Origin of the sequence: Micromonospora sp. DT228, assembly GCF_049841595.1 — a bacterium.
In the GTDB taxonomy this organism is placed as follows: domain Bacteria; phylum Actinomycetota; class Actinomycetes; order Mycobacteriales; family Micromonosporaceae; genus Micromonospora.
The window spans coordinates 57,574-74,370 of the sequence record NZ_JBNCKO010000018.1 but is presented as its reverse complement, the minus strand read 5'-3'; the positions used below and the strand labels follow the sequence as shown (position 1 = coordinate 74,370).

Sequence of the window (16,797 nt, the reverse complement as noted above, 5' to 3'; positions counted from 1 at the left end):
TGCTACTTGACGGCGCCCGCGGTGAGACCGGCCTGGATCTGGCGTTGGAAGACCGCGTACACGATGATCATCGGGAGGATGGCGAGGGTCAGCGCGGCGAACAACCCGGACCAGTCCGCCTCGTAGCCGGCGTTTACCGAGATCTGTGCGATGCCCTGAGTGAGCACCCACTTGTCCTCGCTGGAGAGCAGCACCAACGGGAGCTGGTACTGCGCCCACTGACCGATGATGTTGAAGATCGCCACGCTGATCAGGCCCGGCTTCGCCATCGGCATCATGACCTGGAAGAACAGCCGGGTGTGCCCGCAGCCGTCGATCATCCCCGCCTCGGCCACCGACGACGGCAGCGTCTTGAAGAACGCGGCCAGGAAGAACACCGTGAACGGCAACGAGTACGCGGAGTAGACCAGCACCACGCCGAGGTGGGTGTCCAACAGGTGGAGCTGCTTCACCACGAAGAAGAGCGGCACCAGGGCCAGGAAGACCGGGAAGGCCAAGCCGGAGACGAACAGGTAGTAGATCGCCCGGTTGCCCCAGAACCGGTAGCGGGCCAGCACGTACGCCGCCATCGAGCCGAGCAGCATGGTGAGGATCGTGCTGCCCCCGACCACGATCACGCTGTTCAGGAAGTACCGGCCGACCCTCGCCTTGGTCCAGGCCCGCCCGAAGTTCTCCCAGCGCAGCTCCGCCGGGAGCGTCCACGGGCTGCTGAAGATCTCGCCGGTGTTCTTGAACGCGGCGAGGAAGGTCCAGAGGATCGGCACGATCACGATCACCGCCCACACGGCGAGCGCGACGTGCCCCAGGCCGGCGAAGAGCCGCACCTCCGAGCGAGGGCTCCGACCTCCCCGTCCGCCGGTTGCCTTCGGGTCGCCGGTCTTCGGCGGTAGCGCCGCCGGTGTCGGCGGCAGCGTCGACTGCGGGTTCATCAGTACTCCACGCTTTCCCGCTTGGTGAGCCGCAGCGTCAGCGCCGCGAAGGTGATGGTGAGGAAGAACAGCGCCACACCCATGGCCGAGGCGTAGCCGTACTTCTGGTACGTGAAGGCGTTGCGGTAGATCTCCACGGCCAGCACGGTCGTCGCGCCGTCCGGTCCACCGGCATCGATCGAGAGCACCGAGACGATGGCGAAGCAGTCGAACGCCGCGATGCCGAGGTAGACCCAGGCCACCTGGAGGGTGTCCCAGAGCAGCGGCAGGGTGACCCGGAAGAACAGGGTCACCTTGCTCGCCCCGTCCATCTCCGCCGCCTCGTAGATCTCACCCGGGATGGAGGCCATTCCGGCCGAGAAGAGCACCACGTAGAAGCCGACGGCCTGCCAGACCAGCACCGCGATGATCGACCAGAGCGCCAGGTTCGGCTTGATGAGGAACAGGACCGGATCCAGCCCGAGCTTCATCAGCACGCCGTTGATCAGGCCGGACTCGTTCGGTCGGTACACGGTCTGGAACAACACCGCGATGATGGCCACCGCCAGGACCTGGGGGAAGAAGAACACCACCCGGTAGAACTTCGACCCCCAGACCCCCTGGCGTTGACCGCCGCTGCTCTTGCCGCCCACGTTGAGCAGGAAGGCGAAGAACAACGCGATGGCGATGGTGATCAGCGGCAGGGCAAGGAGCAGTACGCCGTGGTGCTGGACCGCCTTCCAGAAGGCGCCGTCGTCGAACAACCTCCGGAAGTTGTCGAAGCCCACGTACCGCGGGGCCGACAGCCCCCGCCAGTTGGTCATCGAGATCTGGAACGCCTGCGCGTACGGCCAGATCACGAAGGTCACGTACAGCGCGACCGGGGCGAACAGGAACCCGATCACGAATGGGTATTTGCCGTGCCGCATGACCCTAGCTCCGATCGATCAGCGCTTGAACTTGGCGACCGAGGTGTCCTTCTTGATCGCGTCGGCGCGCTTCTGGATCCGCTCCACGAAGGCGTCCGCGTTGATCCGGCCGAACATCAGCTCGTTGGTGGCGGTCCGCGCCTCCGTGTCGAGCTCCTTGTACCAGCCGTCGAAGTACAGGTTGAACACGTCCTGGCCGGCCGCCTTGAGCGCGGCCTGCGAGCTGGCCACACCGGGCGGGAAGGCGAAGCCGTCCGAGCCGGCGGTGACCACGGTCGGGGCCTTGACCACCTCGGTGAAGCCCTTGGCGCCCGCCTTGGACAGCATCTGACGCATGTACTCCAGGCCGCCCTTGGGGTTCTTGCTCTTCGCCGAGACGAAGTAGCCCTCACCCGCGGTGGCCCGCAGTGCCGTGGCCGGGAGCTTGTCCGACGCGGTCAGGCTCGGCACCGGCATGAGCTGGTAGTCGAAGCCGGCCGGGGTGTCCTGCTTCTGCTCACCCTCCAGCCAGTCACCGCTGGGGTACAGGGCGACCTTGTACTGGTTCTGCCGCAGCTGCACGTCGGTGTGCTTGAGACCCTCGAAGCTCTTGTCACTGAACTTCGCGCCGACCTCGGCCCACGCCGTGGCGGCCTGCTTGATCGCGTCCTGCTTCCAGGCGCCGTCCTCCAGATTGTCGATGTTCTTCAGCACATCGGTGCCGCCGATCTTGGCAGCCTGGGTGAGGATGACGTTCCACTGGTAGTAGGCCGCGTTCGCCCCGGCGTAGCCGTACGGGGTGATGCCCTTGGCCTTGATCTTGGTGAGCAGGGCGATGAAGTCGTCCCAGGTCTTCGCCGGCGCCCAGCCGTTGTCCTTGAACAGCTTGCCGGAGTACCAGATGCCGAAGACGGTGGAGACGTAGTAAAGGACGAACGGCTTGCCGTTGAACGAACCCGCCTCGACGGTGCCCGGCACCACGGTGTCGCGGACCTTCTTGCTCGGGTCGTCCACCGACGGGGCGTCCCACAGCTCGGTGAGGTCCTGGAGCTGGCCGTCGTTGACCAGCGCACCGAAGTCCATCAGCTTCTCGCCCGAGTTGTTCACGAACTCCGGCGGGTTGCCGGACGCGAACCGCGGCTGGAGCACCGTGGAGACAGCCTGCGTGGCCTGGTGCTTGACCTCCGCCTTGGGGAACGCGGTCTTGTAGAGCGGCTCGTGCACGTCGGTGGCGTACTTCTCGCCGTAACCGCCGTTGAAGATGATCACCTCGATCGCGGCGTCCTCCTTGACGCCGAGCGGGTTCTTCTCGCTCTTGGTGCCACCGGCGACCTGCTCGGTCTCCTTGTCACCGCTGCTCGTCGCGCAGGCGCTGAGCAGGCCGATGGCCGGAGTGGCGAGCATGCCCACGGCGGCGGCGCGACGCAGCACCGTGCGACGGTCGAGCGCGGCCGGGTGTTCGGGGGTAATCGACATCGTCGTCTCTCCTTGTGGAATTCGGGTCAGGCGGTACGCCGGAGTCGCCCGGCGTACCGCGACTCGAGGGCGATGTTGTGCTCGTCCCCTCCGGGGACGTTGGCGGAGAGGTAGATAGGGGGCACCTCTCCGGCCTGGTGGAACCGTCGTACGACCTCCGCGGTCAGCAGCTGCGCCAGCAGCGCCGTGGTGACCGAGGAGACCGCACAGACCGCGCCGCCGCCCTCGAGCGGCAGCAGTGCATCGCCGTACGGCGCGCCGTTGTCCAGCACGACGTCGGCGAGGTCGGCGAGCCGCTGACCGGACGGATGCCGTGGAGCGACCCGTGCCGTGTGCTCGACCGAGGTGACCGCGATCAACGGATGACCGCGCTCGGTGACCAGCGCCGCCAGCTCTACCACCGAGCCGTTGATGCCGGATTGGGACGCCACCACGAACACGTCACGCGGCTGCGGCGCCGCGAGCGCGTAGATCTGGTGGGCGATCGAGGGGTCGCGTTCCAGCTTCGGGTCGGCGAGCACGTCACGCGGGGCGTCACCGTGCATCACCAGGTCCCGCACCGAGAGCCGGTTGGTGGGGACCAGCCCTCCGGCCCGGGCCACCAGCTCGGCGGCGAACGCCTCGGAGTGCCCGGCGCCGAACGCCTGGAGCACCCCGCCGTCGCGCAGGCTGTCGGCGATGAGATCGGCTGCTCTGCTGATCCCGTCGGCCTCCGAGTCGAGCAGTCGGTCGAGCACCGGGCGAACGGCGTCCGCGTACCCCTGGGCGCTGATCATGACCGGACCCCTTCAGAGGTTGTCGGGAAACCTGGCGTCGGCTGCGGGTTTCCCGACAACCTCTTGGCTGCCTTGTGGCCGTCGACGGCCTGCGCGGTCCGCCGGAAGGCCGCGTGGGCGCGGTCGTGCGTACGTTGGGCGACGGCGATGTAGAGCAGGTCCAGCACCACCAGTTGGGGGTGCCGGGCGGAGAGGGCGTCCGGCCGGAAGGTGGTGGCCTGGCTGGCCGTGAGCAGCACGATGTCGGCCAGTTCGGCCAACGGTGAGCGCGGGAAGCCGGTGAGCGCGAGCGTGGTGGCGCCCCGGCTGCCCGCCTCGGCGAGCATCTCGATCGTCTCCCGGGTCTGCCCGGTGTGCGAGATGCCCAGCGCCACGTCCCCGCTGCGCAGCAACGCGGCGCTGGCCAGCCCCTCGTGGATGTCGTTCCACGCCCACGCGGCCACGCCGATGCGGTGCAGGCTGAACTGCATCTCCTCGCCGACGAGCGCGCTGCCGCTCGCGCCGAAGATGTTCACCCTGCTGGCCCCGGCGATCGCCACGGCGGCCCGTTCCACCTCGCTCAGGTCGAGCAGGGTGGCGGTGTCGTGCATGGCCCGGGTGTCGGCGGCCATGATCTGGTCGAGCACCCGGGCGAGCGGGTCGCTCGGCTGGATCTCCCGTCCGATGTCGACGGTCCAGCCGGCCGAGCGGGCCCGACCGGTCTCGGAGGCGATGCCCAGCCGCAGGTCGGCGTAGCCCTCGAAGCCCATCGCCCGGCAGAAGCGGGTGATGGTGGCCGGTGAGGTGCCGCTGCGCTCGGCCAGCTCGACGATAGTGGATCGGGCGGCGGCCTCCGGGTCGCTCAGCACATGCTCGGCGACGCGCCGCAGCGCGCCGGTCAACTCGCCGAGCCCGTTGCGAACCCGCGCCAACACCCCGTCGGAGGGCGAGTTCCTTCGATCGATCGCGTCGGCGTCGACCACCGCGGTCCCCGCGGCGGTGTCCACCTCGTGATCAACCATGAGTCGCCTCAGCTTTCCGAAAAGACTGTTAACTGTTAGTGGTAAAAGTTCTTACTGAACGCCCCTCCGTGTCAAGACTGTGGGCGAAGTTTTCAAACTGTTACCTGGTGCACAGCCCGCTGCGCCCGTCGAAACTTGCCCCGCAACACCTCGCCGACCAGCATGAACAGGCCCAATCGCCGTACCAACCAAGGAGGCTCCGTGCCGATGCCCGACACCCTCGTGATCGGTCTCGATGTCGGCGGCACGTCCACCCGGGCGACCGCCCTGACCCTCAGCGGGGACCGTGTCGGCACCGGCCGCGCCGGCGGTGGCAACCCCACAAGTCACGGCGCCGAACGGGCCGCCGCCGAGCTGTTGACCGCGCTCCGCGAGGCGCTCGCCGATCTCGACCCGACACGTGTGGTCGCCGGCACCATCGGGCTGGCCGGGGCGGGCCGGCTGCTCGCCGACCCCGCCGGCCGGGCGGCCTTCGACAAGGCCTGGCACGACGCCGGCCTTCGCTGCCCGTACGCGGTGCACAGCGACGCACTTGTCGCCTACGCCTCCGGCAGCGCCGCACCCGACGGAACCGTGCTCATCGCCGGCACCGGCGCGATCACCGCACAGGTCCACGACCTGCGGCTCGACCGCATCGCCGACGGTCACGGCTGGCTCCTCGGCGACACCGGCTCGGGCTTCTGGCTCGGCCGCGAGTCGGTACGCCGACTGCTCGCCGACCTGGACGTCGGCCGCACACCCGGGCCGCTTGCCACGGCGGTGCTCACCGAACTGCTGGGCAGCGCCGAGATCGCCGCCCGCCCCCGGGCCACCGTGGACGCCGTCATCCAGACCGTCACCCGCCGAGCCCCCATCGAACTGGCCCAACTCGCGCCACGTGTCATCACCGCCGCCGGCCACGGCGAACCCGTAGCCGTCGCACTGATCGCCGAGGCCGCAGCCCATCTGGCCGAAAGCGTGAGCCGAATCCGCCCCGCCGACGCGACGACACCGGTCGTGCTCGGCGGCGGACTACTCACCGCGGACACCCCGTTGGCCACCGCCGTCCGAACCGAGCTCGCCCGGCACTGGCCGAACGCGCCACTGCGTACCGCCGGCGACGGTGCCGCCGCCGCGGCCTGGCTCGCCGCCCGCGACCTACCCGAGGTCACCGACCCGGCAGCCCTGCACGCCCGCCTGTTCCCCACCACCTGAAGCCCCGACCGCGCGGCGCTCCGCGCGCATGATCGCACTCGGTCCAGGTTGTCGTTCCCTCCGCCCGCGACGAGGGGACTCCTTCCACGATTTAGCGCGATCGCCGGTGCGCGGCGCCAGAACCGAGCACGATCGCGGCGGGGGCACGCGACGGCAGCGGCGTGTCCGCACGGCGAGGGATCGTCGGCCGGTCGCCCGGACGGCCGATACGGGGATGCGGTCTCGGCAGCGCACCTGGCTCCGCTAGCGGTTGACACATCAGGGTATATGCTTGCTTGGTCAAGCAAATATGGATCGGTTCGACGAGAGGGTTAGCCGTTCCGCGTCCATCGACGTCATCGTCACAACCGGAGGTACTGACATGAATCGCCTCAAAGGGCGTGCCGCGCTGGTCACGGGCTCGACGAGCGGAATTGGGCGCGGCGTGGCGGAGGCGATGGCCCGCGAGGGCGCCATCGTCATCGTGACCGGACTTGGCCCGGAGCAAGGTGCTCGGATCGTCGACGGAATCGTCGCGGCGGGCGGCATCGCCCACTTCGTCGAGGCAGACCTCTCCGCGGGTGGCTCCGCGGTCCGCCGCCTCGCACAGGAGGCGACGGCCCTGGCGGGTCGGCCGATCGACATCCTGGTCAACAATGCGGCCTTCCTCGTGCCGCCGCACCCCATGACGGAGTCGACCGAGGAACAGATCGACCTGGTGCTGGAGGTCAACGTCAAGGCCCCGTACCTGCTGACGGCGGCCCTGGTGCCCAGCATGGTGGAGCACGGCGGCGGCTCCGTGATCAACATGGGCTCGATCGGCGGCGTCGACGGAATCAAGTTCACCTCGCTGTACGGCGCCAGCAAGGCGGGCCTGCACTCGCTGACGAGGTCGTGGGCCGCGGAGCTGGCCGCTGACGGTGTGCGGGTGAACACCGTCGCCCCCGGACCCACCATCACGGAGGCGAACGAGAACCTCCGCCCCATCCTGGAGAAGCTTGCCGAGGGCAACCCGGACAGGCGTACGGGGACCGTGCAGGATACCGCCGCGGCGGTGATCTTCCTCGCCAGCGAAGAGGCGTCACACATCCACGGCGTACTGCTTCCCGTGGACGGCGGGGCCCTCGCGATCTGAGGACAGCTCGGCTTGGCGTCGGTGCCGAGCCGGCCCTGCGGGTCGGTGCCGACGCGCACGGCAGGCGACGTTCATTTTCGGACAGGAGCAACAGCTCACGCTCCCACCGATCCCGGCCGGACTGCCCTGCGCCGCGTCCGGTGGGTCCGCTCATCCGACGGCCGGCAACGCCGCGCGACCCCGGGCCGCGCCGCCGGCGGTCGCCGTGTGCAGCGCCACCGCCACCGCCGCGAACGCCACCCAGCCGGCCGCCAGCGCGGCGGCCGTCGAGGTGTCCTGCCAGACGTGGTACGCCGCCAGGAAGCCGACGAGCGCCAGGCTGTTGCGGGCGAAGTGCCGGGTGAACGCCACCAGGTCGCGGCGGCCTTCGATGGCCACCAGCACCCCGGAGTACGGAAAGGTCACCACCATCGCGCGAAGCAGCTCGCCGAGCAGCCCGGTGAACGTCGCACCCACCAGGATCACCAGCAGCTTGGCCGCCGCCGGCAGCCGGGTTCGCGGGCCCTCCCCCACCGGCGGCCCAGCCCTCACCTGCGGCACTGTCGACGGCGGCACAGCCCCCGCCTGCGGCACGGTCGCCCGCGGCGTTGTCGTCGCGGGGTGTTGTCGGCGCAGCACCAGCATCGTCACCGCCCAGAGCGCCACCGTGCCGGCCAGCGCCGGCCAGAACGGCACCGGTACGGCGAGCAGTCCCGCGCTGAGCGCCACGTACCCGATGATCCCGGCGGCGTCGGCGATCAGAATCGGCCAGTGCAGCCGGTGGTGCGTGACCGCCACGACGACGAAGAACAGGTTGAGGCCGAGCACCCCGAGCAGTTGCGCGCCCTGCACCTGGTGCCCGGTGCTGACCAGGGCCAGCGTCATCGGCAGCGGGAGACTGTAGACCAGCGCACGCATCCGCACCGACCGGATCAGACTGACCGCCCAGACGACCGCGGTCACCAGCAGTACGGCTTGGACGGTCATCGGCGGCCCACCCTCCGGTCGTCGTCACGGTCACCCAACGTCGCGATCAGTCGACGCCGCGATCAGCGGTCCGCCGACGTCGCGATCAGTCGAGGAAGGTCGCCGCCTCGACGCAGGCCTCGAAGACGTCGGTCAGCCGGGCCAGGTCCCCGCCGTTCAGGGAGAACTGGTTCTCGGTGATCTCGCCGTGCGCGCTCATCCGCCCCTCCCAGCACGCCGTGCCGTCCCACAGGGTCAGGTTGACGTGCCGGGAGGCGTCGACCACGCCCCACGGCAACAGGCCCACCCGCACCCCGGCCCGGCGTTGGGCCCGCACCAACTCGGTCAGCTCGTCGCTGAGGCCGGCGTGCAGGAACACGCGCGTGATCCGTACGCCCCGGGCCAGCGCCTCGGTGTTCGCCGCCCAGTAGTGCCGGCCGATCTCGCCGCGCCACCAGCTCAGTTCGCCGCTGGCTCTCGGCATCACGTTCGTCACCGCGTCCAACCGCCGTACGCACTCGCGGGTGCCGCCGAGCAGGTCCTGGCAGTCGCCGCCGGGCCGGATGATCCGGCCGACGCGCAGCTGTTCGGTCTCGGCCCGCAACCGCTCGAAGCGACGCCGGGCCTCGTCGGCCACCCGGGTGCCCGGGTACCGCTCGACCGCCTCCCGGCTGCCGGTGACCACCTCCGGCACCGCGTGGACCAGCCAGTGCGGCCCCTCCAGGAGGGTCCGCAGGTGGAACCGGCGTTCGGCGCGGGCCAACGAGTCGACGAGCAGCGAGATGGTGGTGCCCATCAGTCCCGCCAGCAGCGACTCCACCCCCGTTGCCGCGTTGGTCAGGTCCAGCGTCACGGAGAGCGAGAGGGACAGCAGGATGCCGACCAACGCGACCGGATCGGTGTGCGCCAGCAGTCGGACGAATCCACCCGCCGAGGCGATCCGGCCGGCACGGGGGCGGCGGAGCAGATCGGACATCGAGGTACCTCCCGGGCGCCGACTGAGGTCAGCGTACGACGGGACGACAACGCCGCCCCGGTACGATCCTGCGGTGCCCGAGCTGCCCGTACCGCTGCCTGTCGGTGCGCCGGGCGACCCGGCCGCCGGCGTCGCCCGCTGGGTGGCCGCAGACCCGATCCGCGCCCTGGTCGCCCGTTTCGGCGGTACCTGGCCCGACGGTGACCTGGCCGAGGTGCTGCGGTTTCTCGACGAGTTCTCGGCGACGCACTGGGACTTCCGGGGTGGCCGGGAACGGCCCGAGGCCCGGGAGCCGGACCTCGACCCCGAGACGGCCGAGCTGGTGCTCGCCGCGGCGGCGGGGCTCGGCCTGGTCCGGCCGGTGCCGCCCACCCGACCGGCGTACGCCCACCTGGTTGTCCTCGGCGGTCTGGCGCACGCCTGTGTGCGCCGGGTCGCCTACGCCGCGCACCTGCTGCGCGCCGGCCTGCGGGTGACCGGCGAGGTCGCCGTGCTGGGTAGTTTCCGGCCGCTGTCGGACTGGGAACGGCGCACGCTTGCCGATGCCGGCCTGCCCGCCGACGCCACCGAGGTGGACGTGCTGGACACGGCGGTCCGGCGGCTGTTCGGGGTGACTGCCCCCAGCGAGCGGGCCGGCGTCGACGCGGGTCACCCGCACCACTCCTGGTCCTCGCGGACCTACCGGCCGGCGAGCCTGCCACCGGTACGGGTGCTGGCCGCGCCGTCCAGCGAACCGCAGCGGCGGCGCGCGCACACCGCCGACACGCAGCGCTTCTGGGCCGGGCACGCGCGGGTCGCCCCGGGCGATGAGATACTGATGGTCACCGCGCCGATCTACGTGCCGTTCCAGCACTGCGACGCGCTGCGCACCCTGGCCCTGCCGTACGGGTGCGGCATCGACACCGTCGGCGTGGACCCGGCCCTGGGCGACCTGGCGGTCCTCCCCGAGCAGACCCTCACGCCGGGGCGCTACCTCCAGGAGATCCGCTCGGCGATCCGCTCAATGCGCGCCCTGCACGCCCGGCTGCCCGCACCCTGACAGCCAGCCAGCGTCCGCTGAGACGGGCTCAGCCAGCCGGGCGTCCGCCGAGCCGGAGTCAGCCGGCGGCGTCCCCTGAGCCGGGCTCAGCCGGCGGTGTCGGCGACGGCCTGGGCGAAGACCTCGGAGCGGTGCTCGAAGTTGCGGAACCGGCCGTAGCTGGGCGCGGCCGGCGACAGGAGCACCACCCCGCCGGCCGGGGTCACCTCCCGGGACAGCCGCACCGCGTCCACCAGGTCGTCGACCAGTTCGGTACGCACCTTCGGCAGGCCGGCGAGCACCTCGACGATGCGGGGCCCGCTGTCCGGGATCCCGATGACCGTCAACTCCCGCTCGGCCAGGTGCTCGGCCAACGGGGTGTAGTCCAGACCCCGGTCGTTGCCCCCGACGATCACCGTCAACGGCCTCCCGTCGTACGCGTCGATGGCGTGCATGGCCGCGTACGGGCTGGTGGCCAGGGTGTCGTCGACGAAGGTCAACCCGGACGGGTCGGTGATCTCGGTGAGCCGGTGGGCCAGCCCCTGGAACGCGGCGACCGCGACGGCGAGGTGGTCCTTGCCGGCCACCACGTCGATGCCGAGCGCGTCGAGCACGGCGAGGGCGACGCACAGGTTGCCCTCGTTGTGCCGGCCGACGAGCGGCAGCACGGCGCGCGGGAAGAGCGGCTGGTCACCGAGGTGGAACCACGGCGTACCGTCGATGCCGGCCGCGACGTGGGTGGTGTCGGGCCGACCGGCCCGGACCGCCGGCAGCTCCCCCAGCTCGGCGGCGAGCCGGGGGTCGCCGCCGTTGACCACGATCGTCTGCGGGTCGTGGGCGAGCAGGTTGAGCTTGTCCCGGTAGTACTCCCGCTCCCCGCCGTGCGCGTCCAGGTGCTCGGGGAAGAGCGCGGTGACGACCGCCACCCGGGGCGAGTCGGTGAGGTCGCTGCACTGGTAGCTGGACAGCTCCAGCACGTACAGCTCCGCCTCGGGCAGGTCCAGGGTCGGCACTCCGATGTTGCCGCCGAAGACGTTCGGCCGGCCCGTCGCGGTGAGCAGGTGGCTGATCAGGCTGGAGGTGGTGCTCTTGCCCTTGCTGCCGGTGACACCGACGGTGCGCGCGGCGTGGTCGGCCATCCACAGCGCGGTGCCCTGGGTGACCGGGACCCCGCGTCGGCGCAGCTCGACAAGCCACGGGTGGGTTTGCGGCACGCCCGGGGACCGGACCACCACGTCGGCGGCGGCCAGCCGCTCGAAGCCCGCCTCACCTGTGACAAGCGGCGCCGCCTCGGCCAGCGGGCCGTCCCAGGGCAGCGACAGGAAGTTGGCGCTGTCGTCGACGGCGACCAGCCCGGCCGGACCGTGCGCGGCGATGGCGGTCACAGCGGCCCGCCCCTCCCGGCCGGTGCCCCAGACGGCGACGGTACGTCCGCGCAGGTCGGACAGGCGCACTGGGCTCTCCTCGGGGGTCGCGGCGGCAGCGGGGCGGGCCCGGTCCGGACACGGCCGGACGAACCAGGGCCTAGTATGGCGTGTGCCCAACGAGCAGCTCCGGCGGATGGACGCCTTCACCTTCCCGTCCTACTCGATCGACTTCGCCACCGGCGAGGTGTTGTTCGACTACGCGCTCACCGGTCCGACAGGTGAGCAGCGGTTCACCGAGGTGATCACCCTTCCGCTGCCGGCGGAGCCGCCGTCGGACGAGACGGTGGCGACCCTCGGCCGGGTGCTGGAGGTGCTGCACCTGGTCGCCGGGGTCAGCTACTACAAGACCGCCGCGCCGCCCCGGCTGGTGCTGCCGGCGCCGCTGGGCGCGGCCACCGTCGACTACGTCACGGCCGTCTACACCAAGGGCCTCGCCGAGTACGCGTACCGCAACCACCTGCCGCACGTGCTCCACCTGCGCCCGGAGGTGCCGGCCGGCTCGCCGGACGCGCCGCGCGTCTACGACGACTCCGATCGTCGTCCGCTCTCGGCGGTCGGCGGCGGCAAGGACTCGATCGTCAGCCTGGAGGCGCTGCGCCGGGCCGAGTTGGACCCGGTGCCCTTCTCGGTCAACCCGAACCACGTGATCGTCTCGGTGAACGAGGCATCCGGGCTGATCCCGCTTGCCGCCCGTCGGCGGATCGACCCGGTGCTGTTCGACCTGAACGCGGCCGGTGCGCTGAACGGACACATCCCGGTGACGGCGATCAACTCGCTGATCGCGGTGGCGACCGCGGTGCTGCACGGGCTGGGCCCGGTGGTGATGTCCAACGAGCGCTCGGCGTCCGACCCGAACCTGGTCTGGGACGGTCACGAGATCAACCACCAGTGGTCCAAGGGTGTCGAGGCGGAGGGGCTGCTGCGGGCGTCGCTGGCCGAGCACGCCGGCCTGACCGAACCGTACTTCTCGCTGCTGCGCTCGCTGTCCGAGCTGCACATCGCGCGACTGTTCGCCGAGTTCACCCGGTACGACGACGTGGTGACCAGTTGCAACGCCGCGTTCAAACTGCGGGACGCGAGCGAGCGCTGGTGTCGTGACTGCCCGAAGTGCCGGTTCGTCTTCCTGGCCATGGCGCCCTTCATGCCGCGGGAGCGGATCACCCACATCTTCGGCAGGGACCTGCTCGCCGACCCGGAGCAGATCCCCGGCTACCGCGAGCTGCTGGGCGTGGACGGGCACAAGCCGTTCGAGTGCGTGGGCGAGGTCGAGGAGTCGGTGGTGGCCCTCGGTCTGCTCGCCGAACAGGACCAGTGGCGCGACGCCCCGGTGATCCGGGCCCTGGTCGACGCCGTCCCGGCAACAGCCTGGTCCGCGGTGGCCCACTCGGACGTCTTCACCCCGGGCGGCCCCAACCACATCCCCCCCACCTACGCCAAAGCCCTCACCTCCCTCACCTAACCCCCCCCGCCCCCCGCGTTGATCATGAGGTTATTGCCACTCGCATCGGCGTGTCATGGCGATAACCTCATGATCAACGAGGCCGGCGTGGGGGTGGGGGGCGCGTACCCGGGGGGGTTAGGGGGTTCGGACTGCTTGTAGGGCTAGTAGGGCTACGTGGAGGGAGAGGCTGGCCTCTACCGAGTCGAGGTCCACGTCGAGGATGCGGGCGATGCGGGCCAGGCGTTCGTAGAAGGCCGGTCGGGACAGGTGGGCGGCGGCGGCGCCGGCGGACTTGTTGCGGCCCTGTTCCAGGTACGTGCGAAGGGTGTCGAGCAGCCGTTCCCGGGGGTGGCGGGCGTCGTACTCGAGCAGCGCGCCGAGTTCGCGCTCCACGAAGGTCTGCAACCGTGGCTCGTCGCGCAGCAGGTGCAGCAGCCCCGCGAGGCCGACGTGCGGCAGTCGGAAGACCGCCAGGTCACGCCGGTCCCGGGTGGCCGCCTCGGCGATCTGCCGCGCCTCGACGAGCGACCGGCGGGCCTCCCGCAGGGTGCCCACCCCCGATCCGGCGGCCACGATGACGGCACCCGGACCAGCGCCTCGGGCTCCATCGACACCTGACGGCACCGGGGACGTGTCGATGCCGGCCGTTGATCGGGGGGCTTCGCCGCCGGAGGATGCGCGACCGGCGCCGGCGTCGTGGCGTACTCGACGCAGTGCGCTGGCGAACGCGGACAGCGCGCGGTCCTCGGCGGCCGGGTCGGTCAGGACCAACAGCACGCCCACCGAATTGTCGTCGACCGCGCTGGTGAGCGCGGTCAGTTTCGCCTCGCGCAGCGCCTGGCCGACCGCCTCGGACAGGTCCCGCAGACGGGCCTGGGCGGCCTCCGGACCGCTCTCCCCGGCCGGGTCCTCGGCCCGGTGTCGGACCATCACGCCCACCAGGTGCCGGCGGTCGAGCGCCACGCCGAGCGCCTTGGCCCGCAGCGCGACCTCGTCCACCGGTCGGGAGTGGTCGAGGAGCGCGGTGAGCAGGGTGCGGTGGATCTGCCGTTCCAGCCCTTCGGCGTCGCGGCGGATCAACCGGCCCAGCGCGAGGGTGGACGCGGCCCGCTCGATCAGGATTGTCAACCGGGTGGGCGGGCCGGCGGTCGGCTGGCTGGACTGGGCGCTGGGCACGTCGCCGCTGGCCGGCCAGCGCAACAACAGCCGTCCCCAGTCCTGCCCCCGGGCGCCGACGACGGTCACCAGCCAGCCGCTGTCCGGGTCGTACGCGGTCCGGCCGGCCGGTCGGATCCGCCGGGAGTGCTGCTCCCAGCCGTCCAGCAGCAGCTCGGCGCTCTCCCCGGCCGGGTCGTACCCCAGCACCTGACGGGACAGGTTCTCCAACACCACGGGGCAACCGGACAGCTCGGCGGCCTGCCGGATCACCTCGGCGGTGTCGGCGCCCTCGACGGACAGGTCGTTGAAGCGCTGGTGGATCTCCTCGGTGGCCCGCAGTTCGGTGAGCTGCGCGTCGACGATCAGCGCGTGCACGGCCTCGGTGATCCGCACGAACGGGGTGGCCCGGCGCAGCTCCACCAGGGGCAGCCCGCGCCGTTCGGCGGCGGCGACCATCACCCGGGGCACCCCGCTGACGTAGCGGCGGCCCAACTCGACGACAAGGCCGGAGACGCCGACGTCGGCCAGGTCCCCGATGAACGCGCGGAGCCCGGCGTCGTCCCCGGGCAGGCCGATGCCGGTGGTGAGCACCAACTCGCCGCCCCCGAGCAGGGTGGCGATGTCGGGCACCTCGGCGACGTGCACCCAGCGGACCGGCCGGTCCAGCCCGGCGTCCCCGGCGACCATGCGCGGTGCGCCGTGGCGGACCGGGTCCAGGGCGAGGACCTCACGCACGGTAGGGAACACGGCCGACACGCTACCCTCCGTGACGCCGGATCTCGACATTCGCCGGGCGGCGTCACGGAGGGGCGGCGCGGGTTCACTTAAGGGCGTGTGTCAAAGCCCCTGGCCGGCCTGCGGCGGGCCCAGACGACGACCGGCCGCGTTGGAGATTGGTCCGGATACAACACCGGTATCCGGACCAATCTCCGCCTTGCCGGACCGCCGCCTGGACTCCGCCTCGGCTCGACCGAGGACTTTGACACACGCCCTAGTCGACGCCGAACTCCATGGCGGCCCGGTCGAGTGCCTCGTCGGCGGCGGAGGCGACACCTCGGGAGGCGATGGCTTCCGCGCCGCCCTCCGGCATCGCGCCGATCAGCCCGGTCGAGGCCGCCTGGGCGGCGCCGACCATCCGCTGCGGGGTCCCCCCGCCGACCATGCCGAGGTTCGCGTACTGCTCCAGCTTCGCCCGCGAGTCGGCGATGTCCAGGTTGCGCATGGTGAGCTGGCCGATCCGGTCCGACGGGCCGAACGCCGAGTCCTCGGTACGCTCCATCGACAGCTTGTCCGGGTGGTAACTGAAGGCCGGGCCAGTGGTGTCGAGGATCGAGTAGTCCTCGCCCCGGCGCAGCCGCAGCGTCACCTCGCCGGTGACGGCCGTGCCCACCCAGCGCTGCAGCGACTCGCGCAGCATCAGCGCCTGCGGGTCCAGCCAGCGGCCCTCGTACATCAGCCGGCCCAGGCGGCGACCCTCGCTGTGGTAGTTGGCCAGGGTGTCCTCGTTGTGGATGGCGTTGACCAGCCGCTCGTACGCGGCGTGCAGCAGCGCCATGCCGGGCGCCTCGTAGATGCCCCGGCTCTTGGCCTCGATGATCCGGTTCTCGATCTGGTCGGACATACCGAGGCCATGCCGGCCGCCGATGGCGTTGGCCTCGAGCACCAGGTCGACGGCGTTGCCGAACTCCTTGCCGTTGATCGTCACCGGGCGGCCCTGGTCGAAGCCGATGGTGACGTCCTCGGTCGGGATCTCCACCGACGGGTCCCAGAACCGGACGCCCATGATCGGGTTGACCGTCTCGATGCCGGTGTCGAGGTGCTCCAGGGTCTTCGCCTCGTGCGTGGCGCCCCAGATGTTGGCGTCGGTCGAGTACGCCTTCTCGGTGCTGTCCCGGTAGGGCAGGCCGCGTTCGAGCAGCCACTCGGACATCTCCTTACGCCCACCCAGCTCGGTGACGAAGGCGGTGTCGAGCCACGGCTTGTAGATGCGCAGCATCGGGTTGGCCAGCAGGCCGTATCTGTAGAAGCGCTCGATGTCGTTGCCCTTGAACGTCGAGCCGTCGCCCCAGATCTGGACGTCGTCGGAGATCATCGCCCGCACCAGCAGGGTCCCGGTCACGGCCCGGCCGAGCGGGGTGGTGTTGAAGTACGCCCGTCCGCCCGAGCGGATGTGGAAGGCCCCGCAGGTCAACGCCGCCAGGCCCTCCTCGACGAGGGCGGCGCGGCAGTCGACGAGCCGGGCGACCTCGGCGCCGTAGCTGAGGGCGCGGCCGGGCACCGAGTCGATGTCGGGCTCGTCGTACTGGCCGATGTCGGCGGTGTAGGCGCAGGGGACGGCGCCCTTGTCGCGCATCCACGCGACCGCGACCGAGGTGTCGAGGCCGCCGGAGAAGGCGATGCCGACACGTTCGCCGGAGGGCAGGGAGGTGAGAACCTTGGACACGGGGAAAATTAT

The 16,797-nt window shown here is 71.0% G+C and carries 14 protein-coding genes; 4 read left to right on the top strand and 10 right to left on the bottom strand.

Annotation, left to right across the window (positions count from 1 at the left end; genetic code table 11):
• Positions 1 to 2 precede the first annotated feature (2 nt).
• The 5 genes from ACLQ29_RS28655 to ACLQ29_RS28635 are packed head-to-tail and all read right to left on the bottom strand — an operon-like array spanning position 3 to position 5,069.
• Entirely contained in the window at positions 3 to 929 is a 927-nt protein-coding gene (locus ACLQ29_RS28655; protein WP_425774539.1) for a carbohydrate ABC transporter permease, read from the bottom strand.
• Positions 929 to 1,837 carry a carbohydrate ABC transporter permease gene (locus ACLQ29_RS28650; RefSeq protein WP_393362721.1) on the bottom strand — a complete coding sequence of 303 codons (909 nt, stop codon included), beginning with the start codon at positions 1,835 to 1,837 and terminating at the stop codon, positions 929 to 931. Before ACLQ29_RS28650 ends, ACLQ29_RS28655 begins: the two co-directional genes overlap by 1 nt.
• Before the next feature lie 18 nt (positions 1,838 to 1,855).
• Positions 1,856 to 3,292, bottom strand: a complete 1,437-nt coding sequence (ngcE, locus tag ACLQ29_RS28645) for an N-acetylglucosamine/diacetylchitobiose ABC transporter substrate-binding protein (protein WP_425774538.1) — start codon at positions 3,290 to 3,292, stop codon at positions 1,856 to 1,858.
• A 26-nt stretch (positions 3,293 to 3,318) separates the two neighbouring features.
• Positions 3,319 to 4,068: a sugar isomerase domain-containing protein gene (locus ACLQ29_RS28640; protein ID WP_425774537.1), complete on the bottom strand. Its 750-nt coding sequence runs from the start codon at positions 4,066 to 4,068 to the stop codon at positions 3,319 to 3,321.
• On the bottom strand, positions 4,065 to 5,069 hold the full coding sequence (locus ACLQ29_RS28635; RefSeq protein ID WP_425774536.1) for a MurR/RpiR family transcriptional regulator: 1,005 nt from the start codon (positions 5,067 to 5,069) through the stop codon (positions 4,065 to 4,067). The genes ACLQ29_RS28640 and ACLQ29_RS28635 overlap by 4 nt, the downstream gene beginning before the upstream one ends.
• Positions 5,070 to 5,276: 207 nt before the next feature.
• On the opposite strand from ACLQ29_RS28635, the gene ACLQ29_RS28630 reads away from it, so the two are divergent.
• Together ACLQ29_RS28630 and ACLQ29_RS28625 are read left to right on the top strand one after the other, a co-directional pair.
• Positions 5,277 to 6,263, top strand: coding sequence for an N-acetylglucosamine kinase (locus ACLQ29_RS28630; RefSeq protein ID WP_425774535.1), 987 nt, complete (start codon positions 5,277 to 5,279; stop codon positions 6,261 to 6,263).
• 289 nt (positions 6,264 to 6,552) lie between these two features.
• A complete protein-coding gene (locus ACLQ29_RS28625; protein WP_425774534.1) occupies positions 6,553 to 7,377 on the top strand; it encodes an SDR family NAD(P)-dependent oxidoreductase in 825 nt (274 codons plus the stop codon).
• Positions 7,378 to 7,527: 150 nt separating this feature from the next.
• Here ACLQ29_RS28625 and ACLQ29_RS28620 read toward each other — a convergent pair whose 3' ends face one another.
• Positions 7,528 to 8,343, bottom strand: coding sequence for a hypothetical protein (locus tag ACLQ29_RS28620; RefSeq protein ID WP_425774533.1), 816 nt, complete (start codon positions 8,341 to 8,343; stop codon positions 7,528 to 7,530).
• An 85-nt stretch (positions 8,344 to 8,428) separates the two neighbouring features.
• The gene (locus tag ACLQ29_RS28615; protein WP_425774532.1) at positions 8,429 to 9,298 is read right to left on the bottom strand and encodes a hypothetical protein; all 870 of its coding nucleotides are present in this window, start codon (positions 9,296 to 9,298) and stop codon (positions 8,429 to 8,431) included.
• A 73-nt stretch (positions 9,299 to 9,371) separates the two neighbouring features.
• Between ACLQ29_RS28615 and ACLQ29_RS28610 the strand changes: the two genes are divergently transcribed.
• On the top strand, positions 9,372 to 10,337 hold the full coding sequence (locus ACLQ29_RS28610; RefSeq protein ID WP_425774531.1) for a hypothetical protein: 966 nt from the start codon (positions 9,372 to 9,374) through the stop codon (positions 10,335 to 10,337).
• An 86-nt stretch (positions 10,338 to 10,423) separates the two neighbouring features.
• Here ACLQ29_RS28610 and murD read toward each other — a convergent pair whose 3' ends face one another.
• Positions 10,424 to 11,770: a UDP-N-acetylmuramoyl-L-alanine--D-glutamate ligase gene (gene murD, locus ACLQ29_RS28605; protein ID WP_425774530.1), complete on the bottom strand. Its 1,347-nt coding sequence runs from the start codon at positions 11,768 to 11,770 to the stop codon at positions 10,424 to 10,426.
• Between the two features lie 82 nt (positions 11,771 to 11,852).
• Between murD and ACLQ29_RS28600 the strand changes: the two genes are divergently transcribed.
• Positions 11,853 to 13,202, top strand: coding sequence for a hypothetical protein (locus ACLQ29_RS28600; RefSeq protein ID WP_425774529.1), 1,350 nt, complete (start codon positions 11,853 to 11,855; stop codon positions 13,200 to 13,202).
• Between the two features lie 117 nt (positions 13,203 to 13,319).
• Here ACLQ29_RS28600 and ACLQ29_RS28595 read toward each other — a convergent pair whose 3' ends face one another.
• The gene (locus ACLQ29_RS28595; protein WP_425774528.1) at positions 13,320 to 15,098 is read right to left on the bottom strand and encodes a PucR family transcriptional regulator; all 1,779 of its coding nucleotides are present in this window, start codon (positions 15,096 to 15,098) and stop codon (positions 13,320 to 13,322) included.
• A gap of 235 nt (positions 15,099 to 15,333) precedes the next feature.
• Complete coding sequence (gene argG, locus ACLQ29_RS28590) at positions 15,334 to 16,785, bottom strand: argininosuccinate synthase (protein WP_393362751.1); 1,452 nt, start codon at positions 16,783 to 16,785, stop codon at positions 15,334 to 15,336.
• Positions 16,786 to 16,797: the final 12 nt, after the last annotated feature.

Coding starts and splice junctions, on each gene's coding strand:
- ACLQ29_RS28655 (WP_425774539.1), bottom strand. CDS start 929: ATGAACCCGCAGTCGACGCTGCCGCCGACACCGGCGGCGCTACCGCCG.
- ACLQ29_RS28650 (WP_393362721.1), bottom strand. CDS start 1,837: ATGCGGCACGGCAAATACCCATTCGTGATCGGGTTCCTGTTCGCCCCG.
- ngcE (WP_425774538.1), bottom strand. CDS start 3,292: ATGTCGATTACCCCCGAACACCCGGCCGCGCTCGACCGTCGCACGGTG.
- ACLQ29_RS28640 (WP_425774537.1), bottom strand. CDS start 4,068: ATGATCAGCGCCCAGGGGTACGCGGACGCCGTTCGCCCGGTGCTCGAC.
- ACLQ29_RS28635 (WP_425774536.1), bottom strand. CDS start 5,069: ATGGTTGATCACGAGGTGGACACCGCCGCGGGGACCGCGGTGGTCGAC.
- ACLQ29_RS28630 (WP_425774535.1), top strand. CDS start 5,277: ATGCCCGACACCCTCGTGATCGGTCTCGATGTCGGCGGCACGTCCACC.
- ACLQ29_RS28625 (WP_425774534.1), top strand. CDS start 6,553: ATGGATCGGTTCGACGAGAGGGTTAGCCGTTCCGCGTCCATCGACGTC.
- ACLQ29_RS28620 (WP_425774533.1), bottom strand. CDS start 8,343: ATGACCGTCCAAGCCGTACTGCTGGTGACCGCGGTCGTCTGGGCGGTC.
- ACLQ29_RS28615 (WP_425774532.1), bottom strand. CDS start 9,298: ATGTCCGATCTGCTCCGCCGCCCCCGTGCCGGCCGGATCGCCTCGGCG.